The organism is Mesomycoplasma ovipneumoniae (genome assembly GCF_030012565.1).
Taxonomy (GTDB): Bacteria; Bacillota_I; Bacilli_A; order Mycoplasmatales; family Metamycoplasmataceae; genus Mesomycoplasma; species Mesomycoplasma ovipneumoniae_D.
Map to the genome: position 1 here is coordinate 323547 of NZ_CP124621.1, position 19943 is coordinate 343489.

Annotated in this window: 5 protein-coding genes and 1 pseudogene; 3 read left to right on the top strand and 3 right to left on the bottom strand. The window is 30.7% G+C overall.

Annotated features, from left to right (window positions below; genetic code table 4):
• Positions 1–97: 97 nt before the first annotated feature.
• Positions 98–1740, bottom strand: a pseudogene (locus QJQ40_RS01290) (IS1634 family transposase).
• Positions 1741–2044: 304 nt separating this feature from the next.
• On the bottom strand, positions 2045–4666 hold the full coding sequence (locus QJQ40_RS01295) for a hypothetical protein (protein WP_282861498.1): 2622 nt from the start codon (positions 4664–4666) through the stop codon (positions 2045–2047).
• Positions 4667–4715: 49 nt separating this feature from the next.
• On the opposite strand from QJQ40_RS01295, the gene QJQ40_RS01300 reads away from it, so the two are divergent.
• From QJQ40_RS01300 to QJQ40_RS01310, 3 genes are all read left to right on the top strand, one after another.
• Positions 4716–4934, top strand: coding sequence for a hypothetical protein (locus QJQ40_RS01300; protein ID WP_282861500.1), 219 nt, complete (start codon positions 4716–4718; stop codon positions 4932–4934).
• Between the two features lie 803 nt (positions 4935–5737).
• Entirely contained in the window at positions 5738–9949 is a 4212-nt protein-coding gene (locus QJQ40_RS01305) for a P97 family adhesin (protein WP_282861501.1), read from the top strand.
• Complete coding sequence (locus tag QJQ40_RS01310) at positions 9876–11303, top strand: hypothetical protein (protein ID WP_282861502.1); 1428 nt, start codon at positions 9876–9878, stop codon at positions 11301–11303. Before QJQ40_RS01305 ends, QJQ40_RS01310 begins: the two co-directional genes overlap by 74 nt.
• A 714-nt stretch (positions 11304–12017) precedes the next feature.
• Here the strand turns inward: QJQ40_RS01310 and QJQ40_RS01315 are convergent.
• The gene (locus tag QJQ40_RS01315) at positions 12018–19940 is read right to left on the bottom strand and encodes an ABC transporter permease (RefSeq protein ID WP_282861504.1); all 7923 of its coding nucleotides are present in this window, start codon (positions 19938–19940) and stop codon (positions 12018–12020) included.
• Between the last annotated feature and the right edge of the window lie 3 nt (positions 19941–19943).

Sequence of the window (19943 nt, forward strand, 5' to 3'; positions counted from 1 at the left end):
TAACCCAAGTTTCCCAGTTTCATAAGGTAATTTTAAAAAAGCATCTGGTTTTAGGCAGTTTTTTAAGTTTTTTGGTAAAAGTTAGTTACAATTTTTTTTACCGATTTATTAAGATATCAAAGTAAAAATCATACCTATTTCAAATATTCGGATCACCAGGAACGCCTTCGCGATTTTTAAATGTTATTTGCTGATCTAAAGTGTTAAATTCAACCCTTTGTCTTAATTTTTGCAACATCGTTACTAGACCAACTTCAGTTAATTGATTGTTTTCAAATAATTTGTTATCACTAATATGTTTGTTAATTTTAAATATTATAGTTTTTAAAATAACTAGTGAGATAAAACACAAAAGAATGTGAGCTAGGATATGCTCGTCAATTCTTAAAAATACAGGCCGAATATTCAATAAACCTTTTAGACTTCTAAAATTAGCTTCAATATTTTTCTGTTTTTGGTATTTTTCAACTATGTCTAAGACATTCGAATTTAGTATATTTGTTTCATAAACATAGTAGCCATCAAATTGTTTGTCTTTGTCAATTTTGCTTTGATCCAATTGAAATTTCATGTTTGAAATTTCCTTAAAATATTTAGGTTTTTACCAAACAATTTGTTTACCTCGATAAAACCGTCTTTATTTTGTTTTTTAATAAAACTTTGGATTTGCTCTTCACGAGCTTTTCTGTCTTTTATTGCTCTTTTTGTGCTATAAGTAATAATTCTTCTTCTAATATTTTCGGTGAATCTTTTATTTTTATATGATGAATAAAATTCTTCTTTTTTATACTTAAAATCCGCACTTACATTAACATAATCGCTTGGATCTAGTAAATAATTTTTGAATTTTTGAGTTCCTACCTTTGAGCGATAAGAAATAATGAAATTATAGTTTCTAGATTCAAGAAATCGAATATTTGCGGCAGTGGACATGCCGCGATCAGCGATTATTGTCATATTTTTGATATTATATTTGGATTCAACATCTAAAACAAAGGGGATTAATGTACTAGAATCGCCGGTATTTCCTTTAAAAACTTTAATATGAAAAGGAATACCATTTTTATCACACGCCAAGCCAATGACAATTTGATCTTCTTTGAATTTAGCATCTTTAGAATAGCCAGGAATTCTTAATCCATTTCTTTCAAATGTCTCAAAATAGATTGTTGATGAATCAAAATAAAATTCACTGTCCCTTTTTCCAAGTTCGCTTATAACCATTTTGTTGACACTATTTAAAAGCTGATTTTGTGACTCAAAGACAAGATCTAAGAGTCTATAAAAGCTATTTTTGGAAGCATTTATTTAATTTGAGTAGTCATCCTTTTTATCAAAAGCATTAATAATGCTGCCAGGGTCAGTAATTCGCTTTGAAATTAAGTAGTTAAAAATTTCTTTCATATTTTTATGTCTACTTTTAGGAAGTGATTCAAAAATATTGTGCTTTTCAATAAGTTTTTCAATTAATTCACCACCAACAAAAACCGAACTTTCGATTATGCTTGATTTTTTAATAGAATCAAGTAAAATAGTCTTGACTTTATCCTTGTCATCTAAATTTGAAAATAATTTCAATTTTTCTCTGATAATTTGAATAGCATTTGGATTAATTTTTTCCAAATTCCGCTCATTTCCTAAACTAAATCAACGTTTTGCACCTTTGCCATAACCTTGTGTTCAGCCAACATATTTGTATGGTTTATCTTTTGAAGATCCTCAAACATTAAATAAAACCATCTTTATTTTGTTTTTTCATAATTTATAATTATACCATAAAATTATTTAAAATGATAGTAAATGCTAGTAATAAAAATTAAGGTTTTAAAATCAAAAAACACGGATTTACCGGTGTTTTTTCATATTTAGATTCACTAAAAAGCGAATTTTTGCCTTAAAACTGGGAAACTCGGGAAGAAGTTTAATTATAATTAAATTTTTTCTTAGACCAGGCATTTTTTTGCAAAAGTTAAATTTTAAAATAATAAAAATCCCCTTTGGTTGAAACTCAAAGGGGAAATTATTTTATTTAATTAAAATTTAGTTATTTTCTTGGTTTGTGGATGTTAAATTCTTTAAAGATTTCACCAAAAGCATTGTTAGTAAGACCACGGGCATTTGCCTTTTTAAAGTCAAGTTGATCAGTGGTAATATTATCAAAATAACGGTCATCGATAATATATTCAGTATCGGCAATTGGTAGTCATTGTAGTTTTTGATCTTCTTGCTTGAATATTCCCACAAATCTTACATTTGAAGAGAAGAAATGATCGGGAATAACTGTTTGAAACTGAACTGCACCATTGTCTTTGAAATCTGGGTTATTACTTGTAGTAGAACGAATTGCTTTTAACATAGCAATTTGTCCACTATCGTTTTGGAAAACAAAACGTCAGTCATCTGTATCTTTAACAGCTGAATAATCTTGGGTAGGAACTGGAATGTTAGTTGTTAGTGTAAATGTACGAGTATCACGGTTAAATAAAGTTTTTCTTACCCGAAGGCCAAATCCGCCATCTTGAACTTGTGTTCAACCAAGTGGATTTTGAAGAACTTTGTTTTTTGCATCTGTATTTTCAGTTGTTCTAATAAATGGAGTTTCTGAATTTCGGAAATTAGGCCACCAATTAACTAAATTCGGAGCAATCATTTTTTCGTTTTTTTCCAATTCGTCAGGATCAACGAATAAGAGATCAGTTAAATTAGCACTAATAATATTTGATTGTTGCTGAATTAATTCTTTTGGATATCAGAAATTCAAATAAGCAGTTCCTCAATCAACAGCATTAGCCCCTACTTTTTCTTTGACAGTTTTTGTATATTTGTCTTGGACATCAGTATCTTTTTTGTCAGGATCATTAAATAGATTATTTACAAAATCGCTTGCGCTATAATAAGTAACTTTTGTTGGTTGATTTAAAATAATATTTAAATAATCATTAGTAAGTCTGAAGTTTTCACCTGGGCTAACAAATTGGTTTGGGTGAACATTTGTTCATCCTTTTTTAACATTTTCTACTTTTGTTTTATTTAGTTGGTATGAATATAAATTAAGACTAGTAGTTGGGGTTTTGCCTTGCTCTCCTTCTTTAGCTAATCTTTGATTTAAATAACCTGAAGGGTCAAAGACTTTAAGTGATAGAGCAGAAAGATCTTGAGCAGGGTCTTTTTCTAATAGTCGGGAAAGGGGATCGTTGTCATTTAGATAAAAACCATGCCAGTTACTTCCGGCTTGTTGCGGGTTAACGTTTTGATTATTCGCTAAGTTGGAAAACATGCTTTTTTTGGTATCAAATTGAGTTTTTGCTCAACTTGGCACTCGGCTAAAGAATACTTTTTCAATATCTGTTTTGAGGAGCTTCAAGGACTTAGCGGGTTTTTTTATTGTGCTTCAAGGAACACCAATTGCTCCTTGTAAGACTAGTTTAGGTTTAATTTTTACAATATTTGTAGTAGCTTTTGTATCTTGAGTTACTGAGGGACCAGTAGAAGAATCCGACGCTTTTGCTATTTCAATAGGGGCATTAATTAAACGTTTTATGTCACTACTTTCAAGGTTGAATGATAACTTTGTTGGTGATTCTACCTTTAGATCGCTTATTTTAAAATCAACAACACTTTGGTTGAGTAACGGATTCAATGTTAGTTGAACTAATTGATGCTGTGGATTTGGGATCGAAACTGGTGAAGACTCAATTAATTTTGTTTCCGCAAATTCAATTTTAGATTCTGCTTCTCTAGTAGCTTTTGCTGCTGCTTCTTTTTTCTTGTCTATATCAGTTTGATTATTTGCATTAAAGTATACATATGGTCCAGAGAGTTTCGCCAATCCGGTATTTTTTACCGTTGGCGCAATCACCGGCTGCAGCGGACTTAAAGCTAATTCAGCTGGATGAATTGTCACCGGCACCGAAGACAACCACTGACTTGTTGGCTTACCGGTGGCATCAGTCTGTATTGGGTTTTTAAATTCTAGAGTTATTGTTGTTGAATTAGCTAGTGGCTGGTCTGGACTATACTGTTTAGCTCAGGAAGTATTTGAAACCTCAGGAGTCTTTGCTAGTTCAGGAATGTTGTCTTGTTGTTTGTGGACTATCAGACTTAGGCTCTTGTCTGATTTTACTCTGGTTGTTGTATTTCCGTCCACAACATTTTTTACTAAGGAAAGACTAACACTGTAGACATTCGGTGAGATTTCTTTGACTGAATCAATTTCAAAACTAATGTTTGGATCAAGTTTATTAAAATAATCACTAAATTGTTGACCCAAAAGAATTTCGAGTTTTTGTTTTAGACTTTGTAAGTCTTCATTTGTGCTCTCAGATGTTGAATCAGGAGCTGGACTAGCCGGAGGACTGTCTTGGAAAGGAGTCGCAAAATAAGGACTCTCGTCTAGAGAAGAGAAAGTCGATACCTCAACGGCAACTGGTTTTAATTTGCCTTTGAAAAATTCATCTTGATTGATCTCAGGTCTTTTTACCTCTGGACGTGGCTCACCTGGAACTTTGTCGTCAATTCAACGGATACCTGAGTCTTGTCTTGAAGTCTCTGGTTCTGTTTTTGGTTTTTTCTTGTCATAAATTGAATTAGCAAGAATTTGTAAATGACCAAATTTTTCAGCATCAAGAATAAGTGACTGACTTGAAAGGGGAGCATCTTCAATCATTTGGTCTAAATTATTCTTTTGTTTTACCTCAGCTTCGGACTGCCCTGATGTGCGGACAAAAATTGTCTGCGGACTTGAGGCAATTACATCATCAACAAATTTGCCAGCATTATCATCAAAGCCAACAACATATTTAATTTTTAGACCAATTGTATTACCTTGATCTTTAGAAGCATCTCCACCGTCTTCAATTTCAAATTTAATTGAAGGACGAGCTCCTGAGTCTTGATATTCATTTCAATTATTAGCTAAGGCTGCCTGGGTATAAAAGGCAAAAACTAAATCGCTAAGAGTTGAGATTTTACTAAAATTCTGATCTTTAAAAGGAACTTGAGGATTATTATGAGTATCTAGTGTATTTCAAAAAGCTGGTTGTTTGGCAATAAATTAGTAGAAAAAATTATGTTATAATAGAGTCACTAAGAATGAATTACTAAATTTTGATATTGAATTAAGGAGGGATTAGTTATGTTTTTTGTCTGATAAGTCAGATAGTGCGAATTATCCATTATGTTTTTAAATATGATGGAATGCCATAAATTTAACCGTTTAGAAATCTTCAAATTTAAGGCTTTTGATTATGGTTCTTTCAAAACTTCATATATTTTTTTAGGCTCAATATAAATAAAAATGAGTTTTCTATTTGCATTGAGTTTAAATAGTAGTTGTATTTTTTATGTTTTTGTCAGTATTTTGAACTAAAAAGTAGTTTAAAAATTTCATAATTTTGCTTTTTAAGTCAAAATTTTAGCTTTTTTAGTTTGCTTTATTTAACTGTTAAGTAGATTTTGCATTCATGAGTGCTAGATTTAAAATTCAGCGTTTTTGCTTTGATAGTTATTTTTCCCCTGGGCTTGTCAAAAAAGTCAAAAAAGTGCCAAAACCGGATACTTTTTTAGGATTATCTCATCAAACTGGGAAATTCGGGAAAATATCATAAATTTTTATTAATTGTATTTTTAATTAATTAAAAAAAATTTTAAAATTACGTAAAAATAAGTTTTAAATTTAGTATAATTCTTTTTGTTAAAATAATAAAAATGATAAAAAAGGGAAAACCAGGAGCATTTTATGCAAAAGAAAAACGCAAAAATATTAATTGGTAGTGCAGCTGCAATTGTACTAATGTCGACAGTATTTGGAACTGTCGCCGGACTTGCTGCTAAAACTAAATATCGCGGAGTTAATCCTACCCAAGGTGTTGTTAGTCAACTCGGGCTAATTGATTCAGTAAGTTTTAAACCAAGCGTTGCTCACTTTACAAGTGACTATAAAACTGTTAAACAAGCACTTTTAGGAGATAAAACTTTTAATGCCAGCAATAGTGAATTTAGCGATTTTGCATCAAAATTCAATTTTTTAACTAATAATGGCCGTAGTGTTTTAGCAATTCCAAACAAATACAAAGTTGTTATTGAAAAATTTGAAGCCCAAGATGAACAACAACGTTTTTTCCTTTCCTTTCATCTTGAGGAAACTCTTGAAGACAAAAATGTTGCCCGCTCGGCAACAAAATCAATTTACCTTTCAGTAGTTGATGCTCCTAAGGCAGCACTGACCCAATTTAGTGATATTGTTGATTCAAATTTTGCTAATTTAGTTCCTAGACCACTTTCTCATTTTTCATCAACATCTGTTAAACCTTTAGCCCTAACTCGTGCTGATGATTTTGCAAAAACATTAAATCAATTTGAAACATTAGAGGAATTTGAGTCTCATTTAAGTAAATTTTTTGACATTCAAGCAATTAAAGCAAAAATTCGTCTTGAAGCCCAAGGCTTTGGTTTTGCCAAAGGTGACTTAGAAGAGCCTTTTGTATTTAGTTTTGTTAAAAATCCACAAAGTCCAAATGAGTGAGCAATAAGTCTAAACCAAAAAGTCCCTGCGGTTCGTTTATATTTAAAAACTGAATTCGGACCTCAGGCAAAAGCGACTTTAGCTGACTATAAACATAAAGATGAGTCATTTTTAACTTCAATTGATTTAGTCGCAAACGATAAGTCTACTTTATTTGCTAATACAAAAGATCTAAGCGATCAACTTGATGTTAATTTACTTGATGCTTCTGATTATTATATTGATCCAGATAAGCCTCAGGTTGACCCGACAACTGGAGTTTTACTTCCTTCTCAACTTAGTTTGTTTGACCGCGATTTATTAAGACAACCTTCTAATAAGCCTGTTGATAAATTTTCTTTGTTTCGTTATGATGCAATTAATTTTTATAAACAACTTCAAGAACTTGTAAGCAAACCTGCTGCAATTAAAGATATAATTGATGCTAGCTTAACACGTGGCTTGAGTTTTTCTTTTGGTAAATACGATTTACTTTTTGATAACTTACGCGAGCATCTTGATTATGACTTTTTAGTTTCAAATGCTAAAATCCGTCAAAACTCAGTCTCACAAAAATTATTTATTGAACTGCCAATCAAAATTAAGCTAAAATCTTCAATTTTTGGTGATCAAGGCCAAAATATTAAAACTATTTTAGAAAAAACTGTAAGTTTTAAACTTGATAATTTCCGTGATCAAAGTATCGAAGATGCCCTAGCCAGCCTTTATCCTGAGCTTAGCGAGCAACTAAAACAATTAAAAAACGTCCAAAGCGCCCAACAGGCCGCCCAACAACTAGCTGCTATTTCCCCATTTCCGTCTCAGTCAGCTAGTCAAACCTTAGGAGCAACCAAAGAAAATCCTTATGATATTAGACCAGGTGCCCCAAAGTCTTATTTACTTTCAAAATACGAAATTAAACAATTAATTGACCAAAAAGATTATAAAAAACTAATTAGTCTCTTTAGTGATCCAAATTCTTACAATATTGATTTTAAATTAGGCTCAACTCTGCAAGCCCAAAATATACAAGTTCCGACTGACAAGGAAATAGCCAATTTAAATGCAACAATTGACTCAGCTCAGTCTTTAAAAAATGCTGATATTTATTCAGTTTCAACTTCAGTATTTAAAAATCGTGCTTCTTTATTTGCTTATTTCCGTTATCTTTTATCATTAGATCCTAAAGAGGCAATCAAAAAACTTGTTAATATTGGAAGTCAAATGGGTCTTGAATTTGAAGGATACCAAGACTTACCGCTAAATCCAACCTTAGAAGATTTAGCAAAAGTAAAAATTAAAACCAAATTTGATAACTACCAGCACTCCCAAGATTTTCTAAGCCAGCAAGATGCTGAGCAAAACCAAGACGATTTTGTGGGAACAAAATTTGGACTCAAACTTCTTGATTTTAATGGTTATTTTGCTAATGACATTACAAGCCCAAATCAAGGAATGGCTTTATTTTTACCAGCAAGTCTAGATTTTCCAGCTCAGTCAACTTCAACTGGTTCAAGTTCAACCCCAGCCACTCAAGACTGAAAAGCTGAAATTGCAAATAAACTTGCTAGTGATAAAAACCAGTTAGCAAGTTTACCTTTTGCAATTTGAGACAAAATTATTGGTCAAGAAAAACAACAAGAAAAAGATAAAAAACTAACATACAAAATTCTTAAAAACTACCAAGAAGCAATTAAAATTGCTAAACAACCAGCTTTTTGAAATACTGTAGATAATGATAATAATCCTCAGGTTCCTTTTAAAGATCAGAATTTTAGTAAAATCTCAACTCTTAGTGATTTAGTTTTTGCTTTTTATACTCAGGCAGCCTTAGCTAATAATTGAAATGAATATCAAGACTCAGGTGCCCGTCCTTCAATTAAATTTGAAATTGAAGACGATACTGCAGCTTCTAAAGATCAAGGCAATATAATTGGTCTAAAAATTAAATATGTTGTTGGCTTTGATGATAATGCTGGTAAATTTGTTGATGATGTAATTGCCTCAAGTCCGCAGACAATTTTTGTCCGCACTTCAGGGCAGTCCGAAGCAGAAGTAAAACAAAAAAATAATTTAGACCAAATGATTGAAGATGCACCTCTTTCAAGTCAGTCCTTAATTCTTGATGCTGAAAAATTTGGTCATTTACAAATTCTTGCTAATTCAATTTATGACAAGAAAAAACCAAAAACAGAAGAAGAAGAAGAAGAAACAGTTAAGCCAAATGACTTAGGAATTCGTTGAATTGACGACAAAGTTCCAGGTCAGCCTCGTCCAGAGGTTAAAAGACCTGAGATCAATCAAGATGAATTTTTCAAAGGCAAACTAAGACCAGTTGTTGTAGAGGTATCAACCTTCTCTACCCTAGACGAGAGTCCTTATTTTGCGACTCCTTTTCAAGACAACTCCCAGACTAGCCCAGCTCCTGACTCAAGCCAGACTTCAAATCAAGACTTACAAACACTAAAACAAAAACTTGAAATCCTTTTGGGTCAACAATTTAGTGATTATTTTAATAAACTTGATCCAAATATCACTTTTGAAATTGATTCAGTCAAAGAAATCTCACCGCAAGTCTACAGCGTTAGTCTTTCCTTAGTAAAAAATGTTGTGGACGGAAATACAACTAGCAAAGTTAAATCAGATAAGAGTCTAAGTCTAATAGTCCACAAACAACAAGACAACATTCCTGAATTAGCAAAATCTCCCCAAATTTCAAATACTTCCTGAGCAAAACAATACAATCCAGACCAACCCTTGGCAAATTCAACAACAATAACTCTTGAATTTAAAAATCCAATACAGGTTGATGCAACCGGTAGGCCAACAAGTCAGTGGTTATCTTCTGTACCTTTGACAATTCATCCAGCCTTAATAAACATTTCTCCTCAAGCCGATGTTCTTGACGAAGCAATAGCAAATGACATTCTCTCGCGTTTGGAAACTACTAGTTTAATAGAAACTCCAACCCCCGAAGCTTTATCGCAAGCATTCCAAAAAAAACAGTTATCAGAAATCATCAAGGGTCTCAGAGGCAAAGTTTCTGAGTCTGTATCTAAGCTCATAAGTCCTATAGTTGATGCTTATAAAAGACATGAAACAACTAAAACGCATATTTTATCTTTAGCTCATATTCAAAATTCAAACCATTCGCCAATTAAATTATCGCTAAATAGTCTAACAAACACTAATTCCGAAGTTAAAGTTGCAAATCTCCAGCTAATTAATAATAATACCCTCAAGTTTGATTTAGAAAGTTCAAATATTAAAAGGCTAATTAACGCGCCAATTGAAATAGCCTCTGAGTTATCTGACAAAAAATTTGATCTTGAATCAATGAGAGTTCATAACATTTTGAGTCAAGAAAATTCAGATGCTGACACACACACACACACACAGCCAGAGAGAGCAATCAAATACACAAACTTCAACAATTACTTTTATTAAACCAAAATTTATTGTTGAGCGGACTGTTGGCGTGCCATGAAGCACTTCACAAGTAGTTTTTGCTGCCAAAAAAAATTTACATGATCCAACAAACTTTGATGTATCTAAAGTCAAAGATTCAACCTTTTTTGTCTATGGTTGGCGAGCAATAAGTCTAAATACCGGATCCCAACCGCCTGTACAAGTCCCTTACCTCCAAGTCCAACCCCTTTTTGATCCACTTGTTGATATGTTTCCTGTGCCTCAGGTTCAAAGTCTAACTAGTTTGTCATTTAAAGTTTTTGATCCTGATGGTTATTTATACCAAAAATTATATTCTAAATCAGCAACAAATGTTGATCTTTATTCTTATCGACTAAACCAAACAAAAGAACAATCAACTCGTAAAGGTTGAACTAACCAACACCCAAGTCAGGCAAATTTTACTAATAATAATTTTAGTTTACCTAATAACTATTTAAATATTATTACAAATCAGCCAACAAAAGTTACTTTTTATAATGCAAGTGATTTTATTACTGATTTATTTAATGATCCTGACCAAAAACAAGAAGATATTAATGACAAATACACTGATAATGTTAAAGAAAAAGTAGGAGCTAATGCCGCTGACTGAGGAAGTGCTTATTTTAACCTTTGGTATCCAAGAAAACTAATTCAAGAACAATCAAATATAATAAGCGCTAATTTAAATGACTTATTGTTCGTTAATCCTGATGAACTTGAAAAAAACATAAAAATGATTGCTCCGAATTTTACTAATTGGTGGCCTAACTTTCAAAATTCAGAAGTTGCCGAAATTCGCACAAAACATAACGAAGAAGCTTTCAAAAAAGTCAACCTTTTACCGCAAGGTTGAACCCAAATTCATGATGGGGGCTATCCACTCAAAGTTCAAAAAACCGCATTTAATCGTGACACTCGTACTTTTACACTAACAACAAATCTACCAATTCCAACCCAAGACTACTATCAAGATGTCAAAGACACTGATGACTGACGTTTTGTTTTCCAAAACGATAATAATCAAATTGCAATGCTCAAAGCTAATATGCTAAAACAAGGGTCAAAAAATCCACACTATAAAGACAAAGGTTGAATTCAATTTGAAACTGTAATTCCTGAACATTTTTTCTCAACAAATGTTAGATTTGCTGGAATATTCAAACAAGAAGATAAAAAACTAAAATGACTACCAATTATTGACACTGAATATGTAGTTGATGACCGTTATTTTGGTAATATTATCTCTGATCCTTTAGATCTTAAAAAAGCCCGTGGCCGTGGATTTACTAATAATGCCTTTGGAGATGTCTTCAAAGAATTCAACATTCACAGAAAAAAACAATCCTAAATAAACTTAATTCAACAAATAAATTAAGCACAAATTAAACACAAATAAATTACCCCTTTGAGTTTTAACCAAAAGGGGTTTTTTATTATTTTAAAATTAACCTTTTGCAAAAAAAAAAAAAAAAATGTTTGGTACAAAAAAAATTATGTTATAATAAGTTTCACTTAAGAATAATTAATAAATTTGGATATTGAATTAAGGGGGAATTAATTATGTTTTTGCCATAAAAAAATCAGAAAATGCGAATTATCCATTATGTTTTTAAATATAATGGAATGCTTTAAATTTACCCGTTTAGAAATCTTTAAATTTAGGGCTTTTGGTTATTGTTCTTTCAAAACTTCATATATTTTTTTAGGCTCAATGCAAAATGAAAACGAGTTTTCTTTTTGCATTGAGTTTAAATAGTAGTTGTATTTTTTTTGATTTTTGTCAGTGTTTTAAACTAAAAAAGTAGTTTAAAAATTTTGCAATTTTGCTTTTTGAGTCAAAATTTTAGCTTTTTTAGTTTGCCCTATTTGATTAATAAGTAAATTTTCTTTCGTGAGTGTTAGCTTTAAAATTTAGTGTTTTTGTTTTGATAGTTATTTTTAGCGGAAAAAATTTCAAATTAACTATTAAAAAAGAGTAAATAAAAAACCTGGGGTCTACCCAAGTTTTTAGATTATTTTTGACTTATGTTTTAATTAAAACAAATCAGTAAGCAAATGAAAATTAATTTTGTTCTTTAATTACATAAACAGATTTACGGTTTGTTAAGAAACGTCAGAGAATTCCAAGCACACCAAAGAAAATTACACTAATTATTAATAGCGCGATAAAGAAGACAGGAACTGATATTGCTAAAGCAAGGAAAATTGAGTTTGAAGCAAGAATGTACGAGCTAAATATTCCCATTCCTAGCATTGCAAAAGGAACGCTTATTAGAGTTGCTATAATTAAAATTGGGAGATAAATGCTATAGAAAAGTCTTAATTTTGTTCGATTTGAATAGCCAAGAACGTCTAGAATTGCAATGTTTTCTTGGTTTTCATTAATGATTGAAGAAGCAATAATTATTAAAATAATTAAGGAAACCGCTAGGAAAATAATGACAACAATATTAATTCCGGCTCCAAAAAGATTAGCAAAGTTAGAAATAAAGTTTGTTTCAATATTTTTAGCCTCAACACCTTGGGGTGCAATTTGATAAATTGTATTACCATAAATTTCGTTGAAATTTTTGAGCGCTTGTTTAATTGAGGAAAGGTTTTGGTTGACAAAGGTTTGGTTAGAGAGTGATGCAAAATCTAAGTTTGAATTTTGGTTAATTCAGGTTGGATTTTGTTGCTGGTTTTTGAGGTTAATAATTTTTAAAATTTCTTCTTTTGTGTAACCAGCAAGTTGTAAGGCCCCTTTGCTTTGGTCTTGTTCGTTTTCACTAAAACCAAAAATGTTAGCAAAAAAACCAATTGTATCATCTTGATTTAGTGAATCAACATTAATCTCTGTACTACCTGCTCAGTATCCAGAAGGTGAGTATAAAGTAAAGGAATTAGTAATTTGTTCAATATCAGGCGAAGCGAGAATTAATCCGTTAAATGGTTTTAAATTATAAAATTCTAAGGCTGAATCAAAAATATCAAGACCAAGAAGTTTATTTGCAACGTCCTGTGAGGTAATTAATTCTGAATTTATATAAGTATCAGAAATACCAATTATTTTAAATTTAGCAGTTTTTTGTGGAATATCACGAATTTTTGCTAAATAACGGTCAACAGTGTTAATAATTGGCATTTCAATTATTGAATTTAGCCCTAAATTGTGTTTTTTGGCAAAAACGTGGTTGACAACTAAAGGATAAATATCATTTTCAATTTTGAAATCATTAATGACTTTGAGTAAATCTTGGTTTGATTCATCTTTGATTTCAGTTATTGGGTTATTTTGACTTTGGGTATTATAACCGTAAATTTTAAGACCATTTTCGACTGAAGATCCGTCATTATAAGAAGTGTCAATGTAAGTATAGACTTGATTTTGGGGAACATTTTCAGCATTAGGGCTTAGGGAAATTCCGCCAAAGGAAACGGTAAAGTCTTTTTCAACATTTGGGTTCAAATATGACTCGACTAAAAATTTCCGGTATTCATCACGATTTTGAACTTGACCAAAAATTGATACTTCGTGAGCTAGGTAGTCGTTCTTTACAGGATCAAATTTAAAGTACCAAAATCTACCTAAATTAACATTCCCCGGATCGGCTAAGTATTTGAAATATGGTTGTTTGTTAGCGATTTTTTCTTCAATGTTTTGTGATTGTTCCATTTGGTGGACAACCTTGTTGGAAATTGAAAAAATATTATTTCTTAATGATTCAGGAAGATTTGAAAGAACAATATCAAAAATTGAAAGGTTATTTGATTCACTAATTTTAATATTTAGTCCTGATCGAGAAAGAACAACCGGATTTTTTGAGTTAATATTTATCTCACCATTTTGGTTGGTATCACCAAAAACTGAAGGATTTCCTGGACGGAAGTAATTTGGCGAATTAGTGTTAATCTCTGAACCTGATCCGATTGGAACATATAAGTTTTTCTCAAGATTTTTTGGATTATAAACAACTAACGGTCCACCTTCACGCGTTGGACTAAAGAGATTTAATTTGTATGTATAATGACGATTTGAGTAAGTTTTTGTAATTGTGTTTTGGAAAATATTATGGGAAGAAAGTGAAAAAATTAGCGCAAATTGGACAATAATAATTGCAATTATTAGTGAGATAATTTTTCAAGTTGAATTAATAACAAGTGAAATTGAAAATTTGTTGACAATTTTGGTTTTTCGAAATAGTTTTGCCACTCCCTGGGCAAATTTTGAAGTGTTAATTTCACTAATTCCTGATAATAATTGGTTTGGTTTTTGTTTTAAGTTTCAAAGAATTACTAAATAAATTAGTCCACTGATTGCTAAAAATGGAACTATAAAGGAAAATACAAACGAAATTGGCTCAAAACTATAAAGATTTACATCAAATTCTCAAAATTGTGAAATCAAACCAACAAGCGGAATTTTGACAAAAAATCCAACTAGATAGCCAAGAAATCCACCAATAAATGAAATCAGTAAACCAATTGAGAGAAATGAAGAAGCAATTTCAAAGAGTGTATATCCTTGAGCCCGAAGAATTCCAAGAACTTTATTGTTTGTTGAAATATAACGTTTGATAATAAAGGCAACAGCAAAAAGTACTAGAATTGATAAAAATAATGTTATATAAATATTAATTGATGAAAAAGTAGAAATTATATTTGTTCCAACTGAAATTCGCAAGGACCTTTCGGGATTTAAAAAGTCAATTTCATTAGCACTAAATGTTCGCTGGAGACGATTTAGGGCAAAATTTTTGGCAATTAAGTCATCAGTGTCTTGCTTGAATTTTTCTAGATCGCCTTCTGGTTTCAATTTAATTAATAAGTAATTTTTTACTGGATTTGAACGGAATGAAAAGCGAGCTTTATCAAAACCGAATTTATTTACATACGCTAAGGCTTGATTTGTCGGGTCAAGTTTAATATTTTTTTCGTCAATAACTGGGTATAAATAATCAACACTAAAATCAGAACCGACAATTATATATTTAAGACCGCCAGCATTTAAAATGTATTTATCATCTAATTGATCAATTAATTTTTCAATATCACTAGCATTGTCAGGAATTTGTCCTTGGTAGATTTCTTTTTGATTTTGTTCTAAATAGGTATTATTGACTTTGATAACATATGCACGATTATCATCAATATTAATTGAGTTGCTTGCAAGACGGGTAACAATGATTTTTTCGAAGAATTTTTCGTAAAATTTGTAAATATTAACACCAAAAAATTCAGGATTATCTTTTGATTTTTCCAAAATTGAAGCAGAAATATCTTTTAATTTATAATAATCAAGCGAAACACTGCTTGCCAAATTACTATAAATAAATGGCGGAAGTTCTTCACTATTTTTTATTTGTGATGATAAGAGCTCAATGAGTTGTGACTGCTGCGCTGAAGGATCAGCTTGAATTTGTCTTACAGATGGAATTCTTGATTGTAAAATAAAGGCAAGGTTAAAATTGTTTGATTCAGTTTCTGTTAAGGCATCAGGATTTGTTGAGAATCATAAAGGAATTTGTGGCAGTTGTGCTGAAAAAAATTGTCCAAGTCCAAGAGAGTCTAAATTTAACCCAACAAGCAGAGGATTTAAATTAGCATATTGAGCAACAAGTGTTGATAAAAAGCGTTTTTTAAAAGGTGAGTCAGAAAATTTATTTTGTAGCAAATAATTATCCATTATATATTTAACAGATTTATTAAAGTTAGCATCAAAAGGATAATTTTGTGAATAATAAGCCAAATATCCTAAATTTTCAACTAATTCAGTTTGATTTTCAATTAGCCAGTTTTTAATAGTTTTTTTATTACCATGTTGGTCAGTATATTGTTTGTCAAAAACTGGGTCATTTAAAAGATTTTTAAAGGTACTATCGTTTTTTAAATGCAAACTTGTAAGATAAGGTTGTAAAATTGACCTTGAAGCAGCAGGAAGGCCGGCAAAAAGTCCTTCTTGGTTTTGGAGATTTTTAATTCCACCAAAAAGTTGTGTTTCATTTAAAATTCCATTTGTTGAAGAAGAACTAGCAAAAGAATATAATTTATTAAATGCTTGCTGGAGTTCTAAGTTTGGAAGGTTGTTTTCAGCAACAAAACGAATTCAAAAACGGTAATTACGAATTGCAAGTGGAATAATTGAACTCGGACTACTAATAATTGAGCTTTGTAATTTATCAATTTGATCGGCTGAGGCTGAAATATAAATTGGCTTTAGTTTTAGTGGATTTCCACCAGAATTGCCATCTTCAACTGGAGCTGGAATTTTGATTGAATTTGTTAAAAAGTAAAGAATATCACCAATAGATTCAGAACTTGCAAAAATATTTGTATCTTCAAGACTTGGCGGTTTAATATTTGTGATAATATTACCGGTTTTTGTATAATTTTTAAAATTAAAGATTTCAAAAATGTCTTTGATTTCCTGAAGTCTACTTTTAATATCTTCAATATTATCAAGGTTAGCGATTCTTAAATATCTATTTAGAAAAATTCGCTCATTTAGTGTTAGATTTGTAATTTTTATTTCAGGATTCTCAGTGAGTTTTGTCAGAATAGAACTTGCAAGAACATCAATTTGCTTACTTTTTTGCAAATTATCAGTATTTACGGCTGAATTTCAGTTAGCACTAATAAATTGTAAGTCATAAATGTCAATTTTTTCTTCATCAACTCCAGGAAGGAAATAACGAAGACCAACTTCTCCACTTCCTGAATCTTGCCCTTTTGATGAGGCATTAATTATTTTAATTAATGAATTTATTGTATTTTGTCTTGTTTTTTCATCTTTAAGGAAGGTTCCAACAAGGGAAATTAAATAATCATTAGCTTGTAGTTGATTTCGCTTGAAAAATTCTTGGTTTTCTTGTGCTTTTTTCAAATTTTCAGGCAAATTTACATATTTATCATAACCATCTGAAAAAGAGGTTTTGGTTAAATAATCAAGATTTTTTGCAAAAGTTGCAATGTCAAAATTAGTAATTAATTCAATTAGACCTTCGTTAATGTTTGAATAAGGACTGTCGCTACCTTTTCCGTTTAATTTTCCAAGAATTTTGATAATTTGAGCTTGTTTGTCTTTTGCAAATTTTTCAACAATTGGTTTTGTTAAAAATCCAAAAAAGCCTTTGGTTTTTTGGTCAACAACAGTTGAAAACATTGCATTAAAATCAATTTCATTAACAATATCAATTAGGCCTGATTTTATTCTTTGTTGGTCAATTGACTTCAAAAATTCTTTGACAAAATCAGCAGTTGAAAAAAGACTAATTAAATTTGATTTGTTTTTGTTAGCTTCTTCGAATCAATTGTTTAAATTAGTAAGCATTTTTTCAAAGTCAATTGAATAAATGATTTTTTTAAATCCATTTAATAAATTAATCGGATTTTTAATTGCCTTAGCTAGTGCCTCAACTCCACCAAGTCGTTGAATTTGATCAAAAATATCAACACCAAAAGTAGACAAAACTGAGTTTAGTGAAAAAATTTGTCTAAGAAGATAAAGACTTCGATCTGAATTTGAAACGGCAGATTCTTCAGTTTTATGAATTATTTGGTCAACAAAATTAGCAAGAACATCATTAATAATTGTTGGGCGGTTATTTTTAATTAAATTATGCCCGGCCTTTACAAGTAATTCAGAAAGTAAATTATAATTTTTAGTTCGAAAAGAAAGAATATCAACTAATTTAATTTCATCAGCAGCATTAGCAAGAGCGGCAAAAATTGCATCTACATCAGGTTTTAAGAAAAAGCCATTATCGACTAAAACAGAATTATTTAAGGCATCAGCAGCTTGTAAAAATAATGAACGGGCTGATTTTTGGGTGTCAATTTCATTTTGAACATTAGTTGAAAAGTAATAGTAAATTAACGGAATTGTTGCTGTATTTGAAAAATTATCTACCCGTCTAAATCAACCATTTTGCGAAATTTTTGCATCAATTTCAAAGTTTTTACTTGCCAAGAAATTTGCAAGCAAAGCTTGTGTTCTCTGCTCGCGACTTCCAGGAGCTGAAGAGTCAGTTTTTATAATATTTTCAGGAAGCAGAGTCCATTTAGTCTCACCAAGGTTTTTAAAAACATAACCAAATTGGTAATTTGGCAGCAAAATTATTCCGTGAAAATCGAGGTTGGCAAAATTGCTTGTAGTTGGAATTGGATTTTCGTCTTGAACTTTTTTAAGTAAGACAATTTTTGTATTTAAAATGTTTTGGTAAAGCAATTTTTGATCATCTTGAAATTCAACATTACCAAAAGTTACTTTTAAATCAATTAAACTTGGATCAATACCATAACTCTCATGAGCAGCGGCAATTATTTTAGCCTGAAAAATTGGCGGAATTTTTGTATTTGAATTATCTAAAATTTTTCCAACTTGTGGAAATAGTTTAGTTTCTCTTTTTGATTTATAATCTTGAATTTCGTTAAATAGTCTTCCAAGTTGTTGCTTTTGTTCTAAATTTTGATTATCAAAACTGATTTTATTAAAAACTTCAGGACTAATTCCGGAATTAATAAAATGAATTACTTGGTTTGTTGTTGAATTTTGACCTTTTTGTTGAACATCAATTGTAAAAGTTTGTCTTGTTCCAATTGAGTCAACTACTTTTACATCTCTTCCATTAACTTTTTGTGAATAATCTTGCAAATAATTATAAAAATAAATATTTGCATATTCTTGAACATTTTGTGAAAGTTTCAAAAAGGTTGCATTTTTAATATTTGAATTTGATAAGTTATTTAATTCTTCATTTGTAACAAGTGCTAAATTGTTACTATTTAATTGTTCAATTTGGGCAATTGTGCTTACAAAAGAAGGATCATCCTTTTTTTGGAAATTAACGGTTAAATCTGCAATTGAAAGATCAGCAGAGACAACAGTTTCATGATCACCATCAGTAGTTATTATCCGTTTTTCCCAGTAGTTAATATTTTGTAATTCTTCAAATTGTTTAGGGTTATTATTTTTTAAATAAAGCAAATATTCTTTAATAAAACCAGTGAAATTTTGACTATTTGCATCAATTTCTTTAAGTTTATATTTGTGATTGATATACTCAACTTTAGATCTTAGATCACGAACTCAGTTTGGTAATAGTCGGTAGTTTTGACCTGGATCTAAAATTTTAAACTCATTAGAGCTTCAGTTTATATCCTTTTTCAAATTAAAAGTTCTAGATTTAAACTGCGCATTAATAGAATCGCCACTCCGAGTAAAATTAACAAACGGTGAGCTATCAGTTCCAATCTCAAAATCACCTTCAACTGTTTGTCTAATATTTAAAAGTGAATATAAATCTTGCCCTTTTAATTCAAAGCCAATTCCTTGTCTTTGTCAACTTGAGCCTAAAATTGGATCAAAAGTAGCTTGTTTTGTAACACCATTAATGACAAGTGAGTTAGCAAAATTGATAATAATTTTATCCCCTTGTTTGAAATAAACAAGAATGTCACTGGCTTTGTAAGTTGTTTTGTCTAAGGTTATTTGATCTGCTGTTGTCAGAGAATATGATTTTACTTTTTTTTGAAAATTTTTACCATCATTTGTTGTATAAACTGGCAAAAATGCTTGCTTTGACAGTGAAAATGTGTTGTCATCATTTAATTTTGCATTAAAGTAAAATTCGCGACTAAATTCGCTTGAGAGAACATATTCATCCTTGCTTAAATTAGGTGAAATTGAGCCTAAACTAATAAAATTATCTTTTATTATTAGTTGTTTTTTACTTTTTTCGGACTCAAGTGGCTGATAAACATCTGGTTTGAGTTCATCATATCCTTCGTTTTGGGCGTTTCCAAAATAATTAAATTCAGTATTAATCGTTACATCATGAAGACCAGAAAAATTTTTATACTCATCTAACCGGTCTTCATAGGCACGATTTGTCGTGAATAAAGTTGTAAAAATTACGGCGGTAAAGAAAACTAAAGTTATTAGCCCAACAAAAATAACTTTAGTTTTTAAAAACATTGCAAATATGTGTTTAAAAATCTTTTTCATAGG